This window comes from Burkholderia anthinoferrum (assembly GCF_002925705.1).
Taxonomy (GTDB): domain Bacteria; phylum Pseudomonadota; class Gammaproteobacteria; order Burkholderiales; family Burkholderiaceae; genus Burkholderia; species Burkholderia semiarida.
Map to the genome: position 1 here is coordinate 1 of NZ_LFZP01000011.1, position 16095 is coordinate 16095.

The window sequence follows — 16095 nt, forward strand, 5'->3', positions numbered from 1 at the left end:
TCGCGCGCCAGGTGCTCGGCGAGAACTGGATGGCCGATTATGTCGCACGCGCCAACCATGGCGGGATCGAGCGCGTGCTGGTCTAATGCGGGCATGACGACCGCCCGGCCGGGCGACGGATGAGAGCGGGCGCCGGCGCTGATGCGCCGGCGCCCGTCCACATGGGAGCGACGATGGAATGCGTGTTTTGCCGTGAAGACGGCGGCGAGGTGCTCTGGCAGGACGATGCGCTGCGCGTCGTGCTCGCGACGGGCGAGCACGACTACCCGGGCTTCTGCCGGGTGATCTGGGGCGCGCACGTCGCCGAGTTCTCCGATCTCGGCGAGTCGGAGCGGGCACACTTGATGCGCGTGGTCTACACGGTCGAGCGGGCCGTGCGCCGCGTGATGCAGCCGAACAAGGTGAATCTCGCGAGCCTCGGCAACATGGTGCCGCACGTGCACTGGCACGTGATTCCGCGTTTTTCCAACGACGCCCATTTCCCGCAGCCCGTATGGGCGCCGCGCCAGCGCAGCGTGTCCGAGGCGCTGCTGCGCTCGCGCGCGGCGCAGGCCTCGCTGCTGCACAATGCGGTGCGCGAGGAAATTCAACGCATGACCGATTCGAGGCAGCCATGAGCGGTTTGACTTCCACGACGCCGATTCCGTCCGGCGTCGTCGTGCACGCGGTGTCGCGCGTGCTCGAATTGCAGTATCCGAACGGCGAGAGTTACCGGATTCCGTTCGAGCTGATGCGCGTGTATTCGCCGTCGGCCGAGGTGCGCGGCCACGGGCCCGGCCAGGAGACGTTGCAGACCGGCAAGCGCGAAGTGACGATCACCGCGCTCGAAGGCGTCGGCAACTACGCGCTGCAGCCGACGTTCTCCGACGGCCATTCGACCGGCATCTACTCGTGGGATCTGCTGTACGAACTGGCGACGCAGCAGGACGCGCTGTGGCGCGACTATTTCGACAAACTGAAGGCGGCGGGCGTCGAGCGCGACGCCCCGATGCAGGCGGCCGGCGCGCCGCACGGCCACTGCCACTGAAATCGACGGCGCCCGCTCGGCGCCGTCTTGCCATTTACTGAGGATCAACGCGATGAGCAAAACCCACTTCGGCTTCGAAAGCGTCGAGGAAAACGAAAAAGCGAAGAAAGTGGCGGGCGTGTTTCATTCGGTCGCGAGCAACTACGATCTGATGAACGACCTGATGTCGGCGGGCATGCACCGCGCGTGGAAGGCGTTCACGATCGCGCAGGCGAACGTGCGCCCCGGCTTCAAGGTGCTCGACATCGCGGCCGGCACCGGCGACCTGACCAAGTCGTTCGCGAAGGCGGCCGGGCCGACGGGCGAGGTCTGGCATACCGACATCAACGAATCGATGCTGCGCGTCGGCCGCGACCGGCTGCTCGACAAGGGCATCGTGACGCCGTCGCTGTTGTGCGACGCCGAGAAAATTCCCTTTCCGGACAACTACTTCGATGTGGTGACGGTCGCGTTCGGGCTGCGCAACATGACGCACAAGGACGCCGCGCTCGCCGAGATGCGCCGCGTGACGAAGCCCGGCGGCCGCGTGATGGTGCTGGAATTCTCGAAAGTCTGGGATCCGCTGAAAAAAGCGTACGATCTGTATTCTTTCAAAGTATTACCGTGGCTTGGCGACAAGTTCGCGAAAGATGCTGAAAGTTATCGGTATCTTGCTGAATCTATCCGGATGCACCCCGATCAGGACACGCTGAAGACGATGATGGAACAAGCGGGCCTCGATGCCGTCAAATATTACAATTTGTCAGGTGGCGTGGTAGCTTTACACATGGGAGCCAAGTACTAAGGGGCTCTTCCCATACATTTGTCTTACATCCGGAGAAACTGATGTTCGAATCGCGTTCGTTGTTCAACCGTGGCAAGCCGTCGAAGCCGTGGGCTCGACGGGTCGGCACCCTGCTGATGGTCGGCCTGCTCACGGCCGGCACGTTCGCATCGCTCGACGCTGAGGCCAAGCGCATGGGCGGCGGGCGCAGCATCGGCCGCCAGAATTCCACCGTCACGCAGCGTCAGGCCACGCCGCCCGCGCAGCAGCCGATGCAGCAAGCGGCGCCGTCGCAGGCGCAGCGTACGAACCCGGCCGCGCCCACGCCGGCCGCGCAACCCAACCGCTCGCGCTGGCTTGGGCCGATCGCCGGCCTCGCGGCCGGTCTCGGCATCGCGGCGCTGCTGTCGCACTTCGGCCTCGGCGGCGCGTTCGCGAGCATGATGGCGAACGTCATCGTGATCGCGTTGCTCGCGATGGTCGGCATCTGGCTGATCCGCAAGTTCATGAACCGCCGTCGCCCGCAGGAGCCGGCGTATTCGGTCGGCGGCGCGTCGTCGTCGTCGGGCGGCTACGCGCAAAGCCCGTCGTTCCAGCAGGGCAACACCGGCAGCAACTATGCAGGTAGCGGCAGCAGCTATGCGAACGAAGCGCAGGGCGTGTTCGGCGGCGGTGCGGCGGCGGCCGGTGCGGCAGGCGCGATGGTGGCTGCGCCGCTGCAGGTGCCGGCCGGCTTCGATACCGAAGCGTTCCTGCGCAGCGCGAAGGTGTACTTCGTGCGCCTGCAGGCCGCGTGGGACCAGGGCAACCTGGCCGACATCCGCGAGTTCACGACGCCCGAAATGTTCGCCGAGATCAAGATCGACCTCGATTCGCGCGGCAACGACGCGAACCAGACCGACGTCGTGCAGCTCGACGCCGAACTGGTCGCGATCGAGGATCGCGGCATCGAGCAGTCGGCGAGCGTACGCTTCCACGGCCTGATCCGCGAATCGGCGAATACGTCGGCCGCGCCGTTCGACGAGGTGTGGAACCTGTCGAAGTCGGGCAGTCAGGGCTGGCTGCTCGCGGGTATCCAGCAGATCAACACGCACTGAGCGTGACCGGCGGCCCGCGCCGCCGGGCATCCGGGCGACGGCCGCCGCACTGCGACCGCTTGCCGCCCGGGTGTACGGTCGGGCACGGTCTGCCGCCGATCCGACGTTACAATAGAAACCCGCGTGGGCGCCCGGCCTGCGCGGGTTTTTTCTTTCCCAGCCCGATGACCTTTGCCGCCAAGCCTTTTGCTGCTGCCGTCAATCACCTGCTCGCGCGCGAATCGTGGGCGCGCGACCGCCTGATTCCCTATGCGGGCAAGACTGCCCGGATCGACGTGCCTCCCGTCACGCTCACGCTGCTCGTGCAGCCCGACGGTTATCTGTCGGCCGTCGACGCGCACGATGCGCAACAGGTCGACGTGTCGATCGCGCTCGCCGGCGACACGGTCGCCGCGTTCCTGCAGGGCGGCCAGGCGGCCGTGATGAAGCACGTGAAGATCGAGGGCGACGCGGAATTCGCGACGCAGATCGCGAAGCTGGCCGAGCATCTGCGCTGGGAACCTGAGGAAGATCTCGCGAAGCTGGTCGGCGACGCGGCCGCGTACCGGATCGCGACGTTCGTGCGCGACGCCGGCGCGCGCGTGCGCCGCACCGGCCGCAACGTGCTCGATTCCGTCGCCGAATACTGGCTCGACGAGAACCCGCAAGTCGTCCGGCGCGCGTCGCTCGGCGGTTTCGACGCGGAACTGGCGCGCGCGCGCGATGCGCTCGCGCGGGTCGAAAAGCGGGTCGAGCGACTCGAACAAAAAATCGGCGCGCGCACGGGTTCCGGCCCGCGCGGCGCGCACTGAGGGCCGCAGGGCATGCGCATTTTCCGTTTCATCAAGATTGTCTACACCGTCATCCGCTTTGGTCTCGACGAAGTGATGCTGTCCCGGATCGACGACCGGCGCGTGAAGCTGCTGCTGCGGATCACGACGATCGGCCGCCGCTATTCCGATCCGCCCGCCGTACGGCTGCGTCACGCGCTCGAAAGCCTCGGCCCGATCTTCGTGAAGTTCGGCCAGGTGCTGTCGACGCGCCGCGACCTGCTGTCGGTCGATTTCGCGAACGAACTCGCGAAGCTGCAGGACCAGGTGCCGCCGTTCGATTCGGCCGTCGCGATCGCGATCATCGAGAAATCGCTCGGCGCGCCGGTCGACGAACTGTTCGACGAATTCGAGCGCGAGCCGATCGCGAGCGCGTCGATCGCACAGGTGCATTTCGCGAAGCTGAAGCAGGGCGCGCATGCGGGCAAGGCGGTCGCCGTCAAGGTGCTGCGCCCGAACATGCTGCCGGTGATCGATTCCGACCTCGCGCTGATGCGCGACATCGCGACGTGGACCGAGCGCATGTGGGCCGACGGCCGACGCCTGAAGCCGCGCGAGGTCGTCGCCGAATTCGACAAGTACCTGCACGACGAGCTCGACCTGATGCGCGAGGCCGCGAACGGCAGCCAGCTGCGCCGCAACTTCGCGGGCCTCGACCTGCTGCTCGTGCCGGAGATGTTCTGGGATTTCTCGACGTCGCAGGTGCTCGTGATGGAGCGCATGACCGGCGTGCCGATCAGCCAGGTCGAGACGCTGCGCTCGGCGGGCGTCGACATCAAGAAGCTCGCGCGCGAAGGCGTCGAGATCTTCTTCACGCAGGTGTTCCGCGACGGCTTCTTCCATGCGGACATGCACCCCGGCAACATCCAGGTGAGCCTCGATCCGAACACGTTCGGCCGCTATATCGCGCTCGATTTCGGGATCGTCGGCGCGCTGTCCGATTTCGACAAGAACTACCTCGCGCAGAACTTCCTCGCGTTCTTCAAGCGCGACTACCACCGCGTCGCGACGCTGCACCTCGAATCGGGCTGGGTGCCGCCCGAGACGCGCGTCGAGGAGCTCGAAAGCGCGATTCGCGCGGTGTGCGAGCCGTATTTCGACCGCGCGCTGAAGGACATTTCGCTCGGCCAGGTGCTGATGCGCCTGTTCTCGACGTCGCGCCGCTTCAACGTCGAGATCCAGCCGCAGCTCGTGCTGCTGCAGAAGACGATGCTGAACGTGGAAGGGCTCGGCCGCTCGCTCGACCCCGAACTCGATCTGTGGAAGACCGCGAAGCCGTATCTCGAGCGCTGGATGACCGAGCAGATCGGCCTGCGCGGCTGGTACGAGCGGTTCAAGGTCGAGGCGCCGCAGTGGAGCAAGACGCTGCCGCAGCTGCCGCGCCTGATCCACCATGCGATGGCCGCGCGCCACGACGCGCCGCGCGCCGCGAGCGAGGAGCTGATGCGCCAGATCCTCGTCGAGCAGAAACGGACGAACCGGCTGATGCAGGCGTTGCTGATCTTCGGCCTGGCCGTCGGCGTCGGCGCGCTCGTCGCGCGCGTGCTGCTCGCGCTCGCGTACGGCGCCTGATCGAAAGGAGCGCGGCGATGTCCGATCCGAAGCAACCGGCCGCACCGTCGGCCGCCGATTTCGCGACGCGCGACCCGGGCAGCGCGTCGTTCTGGAACGAGCGCTTCGAGCGCGGCGTGACGCCGTGGGAATTCGGCGGCGTGCCCGACGGCTTTCGCGTGTTCGCGCGGCGGCTCGAGCCGTGCGCGGTGCTGATCCCCGGCTGCGGCAGCGCGCAGGAGGCTGGATGGCTCGCGCAGGCCGGCTGGCCGGTGCGCGCGATCGATTTCGCCGCGCAGGCGGTCGCTGCCGCGAAGGCGCAGCTCGGCGCGCATGCGGACGTCGTCGAGCAGGCGGATTTTTTCCAGTACCGGCCGCCGTTCGACGTGCAGTGGGTGTACGAGCGAGCGTTTCTGTGCGCGTTGCCGCCGGCCATGCGTGCCGACTATGCGGCGCGGATGGCCGAGTTGCTGCCCGCGGGCGGCTTGCTGGCCGGTTATTTCTTCCTGGTGGCGAAGCCGAAGGGGCCGCCGTTCGGCATCGAGCGTGCGGAGCTCGACGCGCTGCTCGCGCCGCACTTCGAACGGGTGGAGGATTTGCCGGTGACCGATTCGCTGGCCGTGTTCGACGGGCACGAGCGCTGGCTCACGTGGCGTCGCCGCTGATGCGCCGGCGTCTCGGCCATTGCCGGAGCGCGCCCGGGTTTCGGCTATAATTCAAGGTTTTGCAAGCCGTTTCCAGTTTCCGCGGGAAAAATATCATGCCGATCTACGCCTATCGATGCGAAGCGTGCGGTTTCGCGAAGGACGTGCTCCAGAAGATGAGCGACGCGCCGCTGTCGCAATGCCCTGAATGCGGGAAGGATGCTTTTCGCAAACAGGTGACTGCCGCCGGGTTCCAGCTCAAGGGCTCGGGGTGGTATGTCACCGATTTCCGCGGTGGCTCGGGCGGCACCAGCGCACCGGCGGCGACGTCGGGCGACGCGGCGCCGGCAGCCTCCGGGGCGCAAGCCGCACCCGCCGCGGCCGCGCCGGCCGCGCCGGCCGCGGCGAGCAGTTCAAGCAGCACCACGACGACGAGCGCCGCGCCGGCACCGGCCGCGACGCCCGCCGCCGGCAGTTGACCGTCGCGGCCCGGCCGGGTCGCGACCAACCCGCGCCGCCGGCGCGGTTCATTGACGGCAGATGATGAAAAAGACGACCCTGAAAACGGTGTTCCTGACCGGCTTGCTGGTTCTCGTCCCGCTCGCGATCACGCTGTGGGTGCTCGGCCTCATCATCGGCACGATGGATCAGACGCTGCTCCTGCTGCCCGAATCGTGGCAGCCCGAGCGGATGCTCGGCTTCCATCTGCCGGGGATCGGCGCGGTGCTGACGCTCGCGTTCATCTTCGTGGTCGGGCTGGCCACGCAGAACTTCATCGGCCAGAAGCTCGTCACGTGGTGGAACGCGGTCGTGCGCCACATCCCGGTCGTCGGGCCGATCTACACGAGCGTCAAGCAGGTATCGGACACGCTGCTGTCGAGCAGCGGCAACGCGTTCCGCAAGGCGCTGCTGATCGAATACCCGCGCCGCGGCTCGTATACGATCGCGTTTCTGACCGGCGTGCCCGGCGGCGACGTGGTCAACCATCTGACGGAAGAGTACGTGAGCGTGTACGTGCCCACGACGCCGAACCCGACATCCGGCTTCTTCCTGATGCTGCCGAAGAGCGAAGTCATCGAACTCGACATGTCGGTCGATGCCGCGCTCAAGTACATCGTCTCGATGGGCGTCGTGGCGCCTTCGGCGCCGGTTCCGGCGCCCGCCCGCCGTCCCGTCGAGCCGCCGCTGTAAGTAAAGAATCATCGCCCGGGCCGCGTGTTGCGGCGCCCGTTGATCAAACCGAACGAAAGCAAACATCATGTCGATGCGTACTGAATACTGCGGTCTCGTGACCGAACACCTGCTGGGCCAAACCGTGTCGCTGTGCGGCTGGGTGCAGCGCCGCCGCGATCACGGCGGTGTGATCTTCATCGACCTGCGCGATCGTGAAGGCCTCGTGCAGGTGGTGTGCGACCCGGATCGCGCCGAGATGTTCGCGACCGCCGAAGGCGTGCGCAACGAGTTCTGCGTGCAGATCAAGGGCCTCGTGCGCAACCGTCCGGAAGGCACGGTCAACGCCGGCCTGAAGAGCGGCAAGATCGAAGTGCTGTGCCACGAGCTGAACGTGCTGAACGCGTCGGTCACGCCGCCGTTCCAGCTCGACGACGACAACCTGTCGGAAACGACGCGCCTCACGCACCGCGTGCTCGACCTGCGCCGCCCGCAGATGCAGCACAACCTGCGCCTGCGCTACCGCGTCGCGATCGAGGCACGCAAGTATCTCGACGAGCAGGGCTTCATCGACATCGAAACGCCGATGCTGACGAAGAGCACGCCGGAAGGCGCGCGCGACTATCTCGTGCCGTCGCGCGTGAACGCGGGCCAGTTCTTCGCGCTGCCGCAGTCGCCGCAGCTGTTCAAGCAGCTGCTGATGGTCGCGAACTTCGACCGTTACTACCAGATCACCAAGTGCTTCCGCGACGAGGATCTGCGCGCCGACCGCCAGCCGGAATTCACGCAGATCGACTGCGAGACGTCGTTCCTCGGCGAGCAGGAAATCCGCGACCTGTTCGAGGACATGATCCGTCACATCTTCAAGACGACGATCGACGTCGAGCTCGACGCGAAATTCCCGGTGATGCCGTACTCCGAAGCGATGGCGCGTTTCGGTTCGGACAAGCCGGACCTGCGCGTGCAGCTCGAATTCACCGAGTTGACCGACGCGATGAAGGACGTCGACTTCAAGGTGTTCAGCACGCCGGCCAACGCGAAGGACGGCCGGGTCGCGGCGCTGCGCGTGCCGAAGGGCGGCGAGCTGTCGCGCGGCGACATCGACGGCTACACCGAATTCGTGCGCATCTACGGCGCGAAGGGCCTCGCTTGGATCAAGGTCAACGAGAAGGCGAAGGGCCGCGACGGCCTGCAAAGCCCGATCGTCAAGAACCTGCACGACGCATCGATCGCGGCGATCCTCGAGCGCACCGGCGCTGAGGACGGCGACATCATCTTCTTCGCGGCCGACCGCGCGAAGGTCGTCAACGACAGCCTCGGCGCGCTGCGCCTGAAGATCGGCCATTCGGAATTCGGCAAGGCGAACGGTCTCGTCCAGGCAGGCTGGAAGCCGCTGTGGGTCGTCGACTTCCCGATGTTCGAATACGACGACGAAGACGCGCGCTACGTCGCCGCGCACCATCCGTTCACGAGCCCGAAGGACGAGCACCTCGAGTACCTCGAGACCGATCCGGGCCGCTGCCTCGCGAAGGCGTACGACATGGTGCTGAACGGCTGGGAAATCGGCGGCGGCTCGGTGCGTATCCACCGCGAGGAAGTGCAGAGCAAGGTGTTCCGCGCGCTGAAGATCGGCGCGGAAGAAGCGCAGGCGAAGTTCGGCTTCCTGCTGGACGCGCTGCAGTACGGCGCGCCGCCGCACGGCGGTATCGCGTTCGGTCTCGACCGCATCGTCACGATGATGGCCGGCGCCGATTCGATCCGCGACGTGATCGCGTTCCCGAAGACCCAGCGTGCGCAGGATCTGCTCACGCAGGCGCCGAGCCCGGTCGACGAGCGTCAACTGCGCGAGCTGCACATCCGTCTGCGTCAGCCGGAGCAGCCGAAGGCGTAACGCGCTTTCGCCCCCTCTGTCGTGTGTGCGGTCACGCCCACACGACACCCATGAAAAAGGCGCTGATGCGCCTTTTGCATTTTTTGCGGTACAGTCGCAGCACTTGCCGCACGTTCGGGGCACAGGGTCGACGCACGGCCCCGTGCCGCATGAAACCAAGATGACGAAGCCGCCGAAAATCCCTGAATCCGTTCTCGTCGTGATCTACACGCCCGATCTCGACGTGCTCGTGATCAAGCGTGCCGACCAGCCCGATTTCTGGCAATCGGTCACCGGCTCGAAGGACGCGCTCGACGAGCCGCTCGCGCTCACCGCCGCGCGCGAAGTAGCCGAGGAAACCGGCATCGCGGTCGGCACGCCCGACGTGCCGGCCAGCGCGCTCGTCGACTGGCATCACCGGATCGAATACACGATCTATCCGCAATACCTGCACCGCTATGCGCCGGGCGTCACGCGCAACGTCGAGCACTGGTTCGGGCTGTGCGTGCCGCATCGCGTCGACGTGACGCTGTCGCCGCGCGAGCACGTCGACCACGCGTGGCTGCCGTTCCGCGAGGCGGCCGCGCGCTGTTTCTCGCCGTCGAACGCCGAGGCGATCCTGCAATTGCCCGTACGCGTGGCGCTCGCGCGCGCGCCGCACGGCTCGTCCGCATGAATGCGGAGACCCGCAAGCGCTTCGCGCAATTGCGGCAGATGTTCCTGCAGGAGCGCGGCTCCGCGTCGCGGCTCGCGTTTACGGCCGGCAACACCGTGCGGCTGTGCGAAACCGGCGGCGAATTCTTCCAGGCACTGATCGATCGGATCGATGCCGCCCGCGAGCAGGTGATGCTCGAAACCTACATCTTCTGCGACGACGCGGCCGGCCGGCCGGTGTCGGACGCGCTGATCCGCGCGGTGCAGCGCGGCGTGCGCGTGCGCGTGATCACCGACGGCATCGGCACCGCGCGCCTGCCGCTGTTCGACACGTGGGCCGAGGCCGGTGTCGAGCACTGCATCTACAACCGCTACCTGTTCGGCCGCTTCGGCTTCTCGCGCACGCACCGCAAGCTCGCGGTGGTCGATCACGCGGTCGCGTTCTGCGGCGGCATCAACATCGTCGACGACTACACGCAGGGCAGCGCGACGCTGCCGTTCCCGCGCTGGGATTTCGCGGTCGAGATGGCCGGGCCCGCGGTGTCCGACGTGCGCGCCGCGTTCGAGCTGCAGTGGCACCGGATCCAGTTCGGCCACAAGCCGTACGCGCAGTACGCGGCCGGGCTGCACGGCGGCGAAGCGTTCCCGGACATGTTCCGGCGCTGGATGCGCAGCCACCGGTGGATCAAGGCCGGCGCGCTGCGGGTCGTGACGGAGCCGAGCGTGGCGTTCGTCGCGCGCGACAACGTCGTGAACCGCCGCGCGATCGAGAAGGCGTATCTCGCGGCGATCGGCCAGGCGCGCCAGCGGATCCTGCTCGCGAATCCGTACTTCATGCCGGGCCGCAAGCTGCGCCGCGCGCTGACGGGCGCGGCCCGCCGCGGCGTCGACGTGCAGGTGCTGATCGGCCGCAAGGAGTTCACGGCGCTCGATACGGCCGTGCCGTTCCTGTATCACTCGCTGTTGCGCGCGGGCGTGCGCGTCGCCGAATACGACAAGACGATCCTGCACGGCAAGGTCGCCGTGATCGACGACAACTGGGCGACGGTCGGCTCGTCGAATCTGGACGCGCTGAGCCTGATGCTGAACAATGAAGCGAACGTCGTGCTGGTGCGCTACGATGCAGTCACGAACCAGTTGCGCGACGCGATCGCCACCGCGTTCGCCGAAGGGCGCGAGATCGACGCCGCGCACTACGCCGCGCGCCCGCGCATCGAGCGGCTGCTGAACTGGCTGGCGTACAACACGTACCGCCTCCTGATGAAGGCGCTGACGGTCGGCGGTTACGACTGACGCAGACTAAGCATTCACTTCAAAATCCGTCCGCACGTTCGTGCGGAAAAGCCGCTCCGGTCCCGCCGGAATCGCGCAAAATAGCGGCTCGGTTAGACACCGGTTTCTAATAATTTCCTTGTTTCGCGAGCGGCCGCACTCAATAATAGTACGGCCGTTCGATTTTATTCGAACCCCCGAACGGTTACAGAAATAGCTATGCGAAAAGGCGAACAGACGCGTGCCGCGATACTCGAAGCTGCTTTGGACCTCGCCAGCCGTGACGGGCTGGAGGGGCTGACGATCGGCCTGCTGGCCGAGCGCATGCAGATGAGCAAGAGCGGCGTGTTCGCGCACTTCGGATCGCGCGAGGACCTGCAGGTCGAGGTCGTGCGCGAGTACCACCATCGTTTCGAGAACGAGGTGTTCTTTCCGAGCCTGCGCGAGGCGCGCGGTCTGCCGCGTCTTCGGGCGATGCTGGCGCGCTGGATGGAGAAGCGCATCCAGGAGGTGACGACCGGGTGCATCTACATCAGCGGCGCGGTGGAGTACGACGACCGGCCGGACAGCCCCGTGCGCGAACAGTTGATCGCGAGCGTGACCGCCTGGCGTGCCGCGTTGCTGCGCGCCATTTCGCAGGCGATGGAAGAAGGGCATCTGCGCGCGGACACGGATCCGGAATTGATGCTCTTCGAGTTGTACAGCTTCACGCTCGGCCTGCATCACGACGCACGCTTCCTGCATTCGCCGGACGCCGTGCGCCTCACGTGGGCCGCGCTGGAAAAGACGATTGTTTCGTATCAGAGCGAGAGCCGTTAGCGGCGCGTGACCCGCCCGCCAGGAGCTCGAGCCGTTTGCCCACCTTTGGAGAGAGTCATGGGACAGTACGCCGCGCCGCTGCGCGACATGCAATTCGTGTTGCACGAGCTTCTGAACGTCGAAGCCGAAGTCAAGCAAATGCCCAAGCATGCGGACCTCGACGCCGACACGATCAACCAGGTCCTCGAGGAAGCGGGCAAGTTCTGCTCCGAGGTACTGTTCCCGCTGAACCAGGTCGGCGACCGCGAAGGCTGCACGTATGAAGGCGACGGCGTCGTGAAGACCCCGACCGGCTTCAAGGAAGCGTATCAGCAGTACGTCGAAGCCGGCTGGCCGGCGCTCGGCTGCGATCCGGACTACGGCGGCCAGGGCCTGCCCGCGTTCGTGAACAACGCACTCTACGAAATGCTGAACTCGGCGAACCAGGCCTGGACGATGTATCCGGGCCTGTCGCACGGCGCGTACGAATGCCTGCACGCGCACGGCGCGCCGGAACTGCAGCAGCAATACCTGCCGAAGCTCGTGTCGGGCGAATGGACCGGCACGATGTGCCTGACCGAGCCGCACTGCGGCACCGATCTCGGCATCCTGCGCACCAAGGCCGAACCGAACGGCGACGGCTCGTACTCGATCAGCGGCACGAAGATCTTCATCTCGAGCGGCGAGCACGACATGTCGAAGAACATCGTCCACCTCGTGCTCGCGCGCCTGCCGGACGCGCCGCAAGGCACGAAGGGGATCTCGCTGTTCATCGTGCCGAAGTTCATTCCGGACGCTTCGGGCGAGCCGGGCGAGCGCAACGGCATCAAGTGCGGCTCGATCGAGCACAAGATGGGCATCCACGGCAACTCGACGTGCGTGATGAACCTCGACGGCGCGAAGGGCTGGATGGTCGGCGAGCCGAACAAGGGCTTGAACGCGATGTTCGTGATGATGAATGCCGCGCGTCTGGGTGTCGGCATGCAGGGCCTCGGCCTCACGGAAGTCGCGTACCAGAACTCGCTGACGTACGCGAAGGAACGCCTGCAGATGCGTTCGCTGACCGGCCCGAAGGCACCGGACAAGCCGGCCGATCCGATCATCGTGCACCCGGACGTGCGCCGCATGCTGCTCACGCAGAAGGCCTACGCGGAAGGCGCGCGCGCATTCACGTACTGGTCCGCGCTGCAGATCGACAAGGAGCTGTCGCACGCCGACGAAGCGGTGCGCAAGGAAGCGGCCGACCTCGTCGCGCTGCTCACGCCGATCATCAAGGCGTTCCTGACCGACAACGCGTTCGAGTGCACGAACCATGCGATGCAGATCTACGGCGGCCACGGCTTCATCTCCGAGTGGGGCATGGAGCAGTACGTGCGCGACGCGCGGATCAACATGATCTACGAAGGCACGAACTCGATCCAGTCGCTCGACCTGCTGGGCCGCAAGGTGCTCGGCGACATGGGCGCGAAGCTGAAGAAGTTCGGCAAGCTCGTGACCGAATTCGCGGAAGCCGAAGGCGTGAAGCCCGAGATGGCCGAGTTCATCAACCCGCTCGCCGACATCGGTGAAAAGGTGCAGAAGCTGACGATGGAAATCGGCATGAAGGCGATGCAGAACCCGGACGAAGTCGGCGCCGCGGCCGTGCCGTACCTGCGCACCGTCGGCCACCTGGTGTTCTCGTACTTCTGGGCGCGCATGGCGCGCATCGCCCTCGACAACGAAGCGTCGGGCGATCCGTTCTACAAGTCGAAGCTCGCCACCGCCCGCTTCTACTTCGCGCGCCTGCTGCCCGAAACGGCATCGACGATCCGCGCCGCGCGCGCCGGTTCGAAGACGCTGATGGAAGTCGACGAATCGCTGTTCTGATCCAAGTCCGGGCGGTGCGCGCCGCGCGCCGCCCGAACGCAACGGTTCTGGTACTCACTTCGCCGTGCAGCCCCCATATTCCGCGCTGCACGACACTATCCGGAGACATCCCGTGAGCAATTTCCTGATTCGCAAGGTCGCCGTGCTGGGCGCCGGCGTGATGGGCGCGCAGATCGCCGCGCATCTCGTCAACGCGCGCGTGCCGGTGCTGCTGTTCGACCTGCCGGCCAAGGAAGGCCCGAAAAACGCGATCGCGCTGAAGGCGATCGAGAACCTGAAGAAGCTGTCGCCCGCGCCGTTCGGCGTGAAGGACGACGCGAAGTACCTCGAAGCGGCGAATTACGAGGACGACATCGCGAAGCTCGCCGAATGCGACGTCGTGATCGAGGCGATCGCCGAGCGGATGGACTGGAAGCACGACCTGTACAAGAAGGTCGCACCGCACATCGCCTCGCACGCGATCTTCGCGACCAACACGTCGGGCCTGTCGATCACGAAGCTGTCCGAAGGTTTCTCGGACGAGCTGAAGGCGCGCTTCTGCGGCGTGCATTTCTTCAACCCGCCGCGCTACATGCACCTCGTCGAGCTGATCCCGACCGCGCATACGCGCCCGGAAATCCTCGACCAGCTCGAAACCTTCCTGACGAGCGTCGTCGGCAAGGGCGTCGTGCGCGCGAAGGACACGCCGAACTTCATCGCGAACCGCGTCGGCATCTTCTCGATCCTCGCGGTGATCACCGAGGCCGCGAAGTTCGGCCTGCGCTTCGACGAAGTCGACGACCTGACGGGCAGCCGCCTCGGCCGCGCGAAGTCGGCGACGTTCCGCACCGCGGACGTGGTCGGCCTCGACACGATGGCGCACGTGATCAAGACGATGCAGGACAACCTCGCCGACGATCCGTTCTTCCCGGTCTACCAGACGCCCGCCGTGCTCGCCGAGCTGGTGAAGCAGGGCGCGCTCGGCCAGAAGACGGGCGGCGGTTTCTACAAGAAGGAAGGCAAGGCGATCAAGGTGCTCGACGCGAAGACGGGCACCTACGTCGACTCGGGCGCGAAGGCGGACGAAACGGTCGGCCGCATCCTGAAGCGTCCGCCGGCGGAACGCCTGAAGCTGCTGCGCGAGACGAACCATCCGCACGCGCAGTTCCTGTGGTCGATCTTCCGCGACGTGTTCCATTACATCGGCGTGCATCTCGAATCGATCGCCGACAACGCGCGCGACGTCGATCTCGCGATCCGCTGGGGCTTCGGCTGGAACGAAGGCCCGTTCGAAGGCTGGCAGGCCGCCGGCTGGAAGCAGGTCGCCGAGTGGGTGCAGGAAGACATCGCGGCCGGCAAGGCGCTCGCGAACGTGCCGCTGCCGTCGTGGGTGCTCGAAGGCCCGGTCGCCGAGAAGGGCGGCGTGCACACGGCCGAAGGCTCGTGGGCGCCGGCCGCCAAGCGTTTCGTGCCGCGTTCGGACCTGGCCGTGTACGACAAGCAGGTGTTCCGTGCGCCGCTCGTCGGCGAAGCCGGCGCCGACCCGAAGACGTACGGCAAGACGCTGTTCGAAACCGACGCGGTGCGCGCGTGGGTCGACGACCGTGCCGGCGAGGACGACGTCGTGATCGTGTCGTTCAAGTCGAAGATGAACACGATCGGACCGAGCGTGATCGACGGCCTCGTGCAGGCGATCGAACTCGCGGAGAAGGACTACAAGGGCGTGGTGATCTGGCAGCCGACGTCGCTGAAGCTCGGCACGCCGGGCGGCCCCTTCTCGGCCGGCGCGAACCTCGAGGAGGCGATGCCCGCGTTCATGATGGGCGGCGCGAAGGGCATCGAGCCGTTCGTGAAGAAATTCCAGGAAGGCATGCTGCGCGTGAAGTACGCGAACGTGCCGGTCGTCGCGGCCGTGTCGGGCATCGCGCTCGGCGGCGGGTGCGAGCTGATGCTGCACAGCGCGAAGCGCGTCGTGCACGTCGAGAGCTACATCGGCCTCGTCGAAGTGGGCGTCGGCCTCGTGCCGGCCGGCGGCGGCCTGAAGGAAGCGGCGCTGCGCGCAGCGGAAGCCGCGACGGCCGCGAACGCGACCACCGACATCCTGAAGTTCGTCACGAAGTCGTTCGAGAACGCGGCGATGGCGAAGGTGTCGTCGTCCGCGCACGACGCGCGTGCGATGGGCTACGTGAAGCCGTCCGACACGATCGTCTTCAACGTGTTCGAACTGCTCGACACCGCGAAGAAGGAAGCGCGTGCGCTGGCCGCTACCGGCTACCGCGCGCCGCTGCGCGCGAAGGACGTGCCGGTCGCGGGCCGCTCGGCGATCGCGACGATCAAGGCGTCGCTCGTCAACATGCGTGACGGCCGCTTCATCAGCGACCACGACTACCTGATCGCGAGCCGCATCGCCGAAGCCGTGTGCGGCGGCGACGTCGAAGCCGGCAGCCTCGTCGACGAAGAATGGCTGCTCGCGCTGGAGCGTCGCGCGTTCGTCGAGCTGCTCGGCACGCAGAAGACGCAGGAACGGATCATGGGCATGTTGCAGACCGGCAAGCCGGTGCGTAACTGAGCGAGCGGATAAGGCAAGGAGTTTCA

At 66.4% G+C, this 16095-nt stretch carries 16 protein-coding genes; all 16 read left to right on the forward strand.

From position 1 onward, the window contains the following. Positions 1-86: DUF3400 domain-containing protein (locus tag C5F75_RS37585; protein WP_124556541.1), on the forward strand; the 86-nt coding region annotated here is incomplete at its 5' end. An 87-nt stretch (positions 87-173) separates the two neighbouring features. Continuing rightward, entirely contained in the window at positions 174-617 is a 444-nt protein-coding gene (locus C5F75_RS03935) for an HIT family protein (RefSeq protein WP_059578780.1), read from the forward strand. Continuing rightward, positions 614-1027: a gamma-butyrobetaine hydroxylase-like domain-containing protein gene (locus tag C5F75_RS03940; protein ID WP_006487879.1), complete on the forward strand. Its 414-nt coding sequence runs from the start codon at positions 614-616 to the stop codon at positions 1025-1027. Before C5F75_RS03935 ends, C5F75_RS03940 begins: the two co-directional genes overlap by 4 nt. Positions 1028-1079: 52 nt before the next feature. Beyond that, positions 1080-1811: a bifunctional demethylmenaquinone methyltransferase/2-methoxy-6-polyprenyl-1,4-benzoquinol methylase UbiE gene (gene ubiE / locus C5F75_RS03945; RefSeq protein WP_059578778.1), complete on the forward strand. Its 732-nt coding sequence runs from the start codon at positions 1080-1082 to the stop codon at positions 1809-1811. 41 nt (positions 1812-1852) lie between these two features. After that, positions 1853-2887, forward strand: coding sequence for a Tim44 domain-containing protein (locus tag C5F75_RS03950; protein WP_059578775.1), 1035 nt, complete (start codon positions 1853-1855; stop codon positions 2885-2887). A 164-nt stretch (positions 2888-3051) separates the two neighbouring features. Continuing rightward, positions 3052-3678: a ubiquinone biosynthesis accessory factor UbiJ gene (locus C5F75_RS03955; RefSeq protein ID WP_059578773.1), complete on the forward strand. Its 627-nt coding sequence runs from the start codon at positions 3052-3054 to the stop codon at positions 3676-3678. Positions 3679-3690: 12 nt separating this feature from the next. Further along, positions 3691-5268, forward strand: a complete 1578-nt coding sequence (gene ubiB / locus C5F75_RS03960; protein WP_059578770.1) for a ubiquinone biosynthesis regulatory protein kinase UbiB — start codon at positions 3691-3693, stop codon at positions 5266-5268. Positions 5269-5285: 17 nt separating this feature from the next. Beyond that, entirely contained in the window at positions 5286-5912 is a 627-nt protein-coding gene (locus C5F75_RS03965) for a methyltransferase domain-containing protein (RefSeq protein ID WP_059578768.1), read from the forward strand. 95 nt (positions 5913-6007) lie between these two features. Continuing rightward, positions 6008-6370 carry an FmdB family zinc ribbon protein gene (locus C5F75_RS03970; RefSeq protein ID WP_059578765.1) on the forward strand — a complete coding sequence of 121 codons (363 nt, stop codon included), beginning with the start codon at positions 6008-6010 and terminating at the stop codon, positions 6368-6370. 61 nt (positions 6371-6431) lie between these two features. Then, positions 6432-7082: a DUF502 domain-containing protein gene (locus tag C5F75_RS03975; RefSeq protein WP_059578762.1), complete on the forward strand. Its 651-nt coding sequence runs from the start codon at positions 6432-6434 to the stop codon at positions 7080-7082. Positions 7083-7149: 67 nt separating this feature from the next. Continuing rightward, positions 7150-8952: an aspartate--tRNA ligase gene (gene aspS / locus C5F75_RS03980; protein ID WP_006485737.1), complete on the forward strand. Its 1803-nt coding sequence runs from the start codon at positions 7150-7152 to the stop codon at positions 8950-8952. A 160-nt stretch (positions 8953-9112) separates the two neighbouring features. Next, positions 9113-9607 (forward strand): dihydroneopterin triphosphate diphosphatase, encoded by a 495-nt coding sequence (gene nudB / locus C5F75_RS03985; RefSeq protein ID WP_059578816.1) that lies wholly within the window; start codon positions 9113-9115, stop codon positions 9605-9607. Continuing rightward, on the forward strand, positions 9604-10878 hold the full coding sequence (gene clsB / locus C5F75_RS03990) for a cardiolipin synthase ClsB (RefSeq protein WP_060314944.1): 1275 nt from the start codon (positions 9604-9606) through the stop codon (positions 10876-10878). The genes nudB and clsB overlap by 4 nt, the downstream gene beginning before the upstream one ends. A gap of 198 nt (positions 10879-11076) precedes the next feature. Next, positions 11077-11676 (forward strand): TetR/AcrR family transcriptional regulator, encoded by a 600-nt coding sequence (locus tag C5F75_RS03995; RefSeq protein ID WP_059578757.1) that lies wholly within the window; start codon positions 11077-11079, stop codon positions 11674-11676. Positions 11677-11733: 57 nt separating this feature from the next. After that, positions 11734-13521, forward strand: coding sequence for an acyl-CoA dehydrogenase C-terminal domain-containing protein (locus tag C5F75_RS04000; protein WP_104011909.1), 1788 nt, complete (start codon positions 11734-11736; stop codon positions 13519-13521). 112 nt (positions 13522-13633) lie between these two features. Continuing rightward, the gene (locus C5F75_RS04005; protein ID WP_059578752.1) at positions 13634-16069 is read left to right on the forward strand and encodes a 3-hydroxyacyl-CoA dehydrogenase/enoyl-CoA hydratase family protein; all 2436 of its coding nucleotides are present in this window, start codon (positions 13634-13636) and stop codon (positions 16067-16069) included. Positions 16070-16095: the final 26 nt, after the last annotated feature.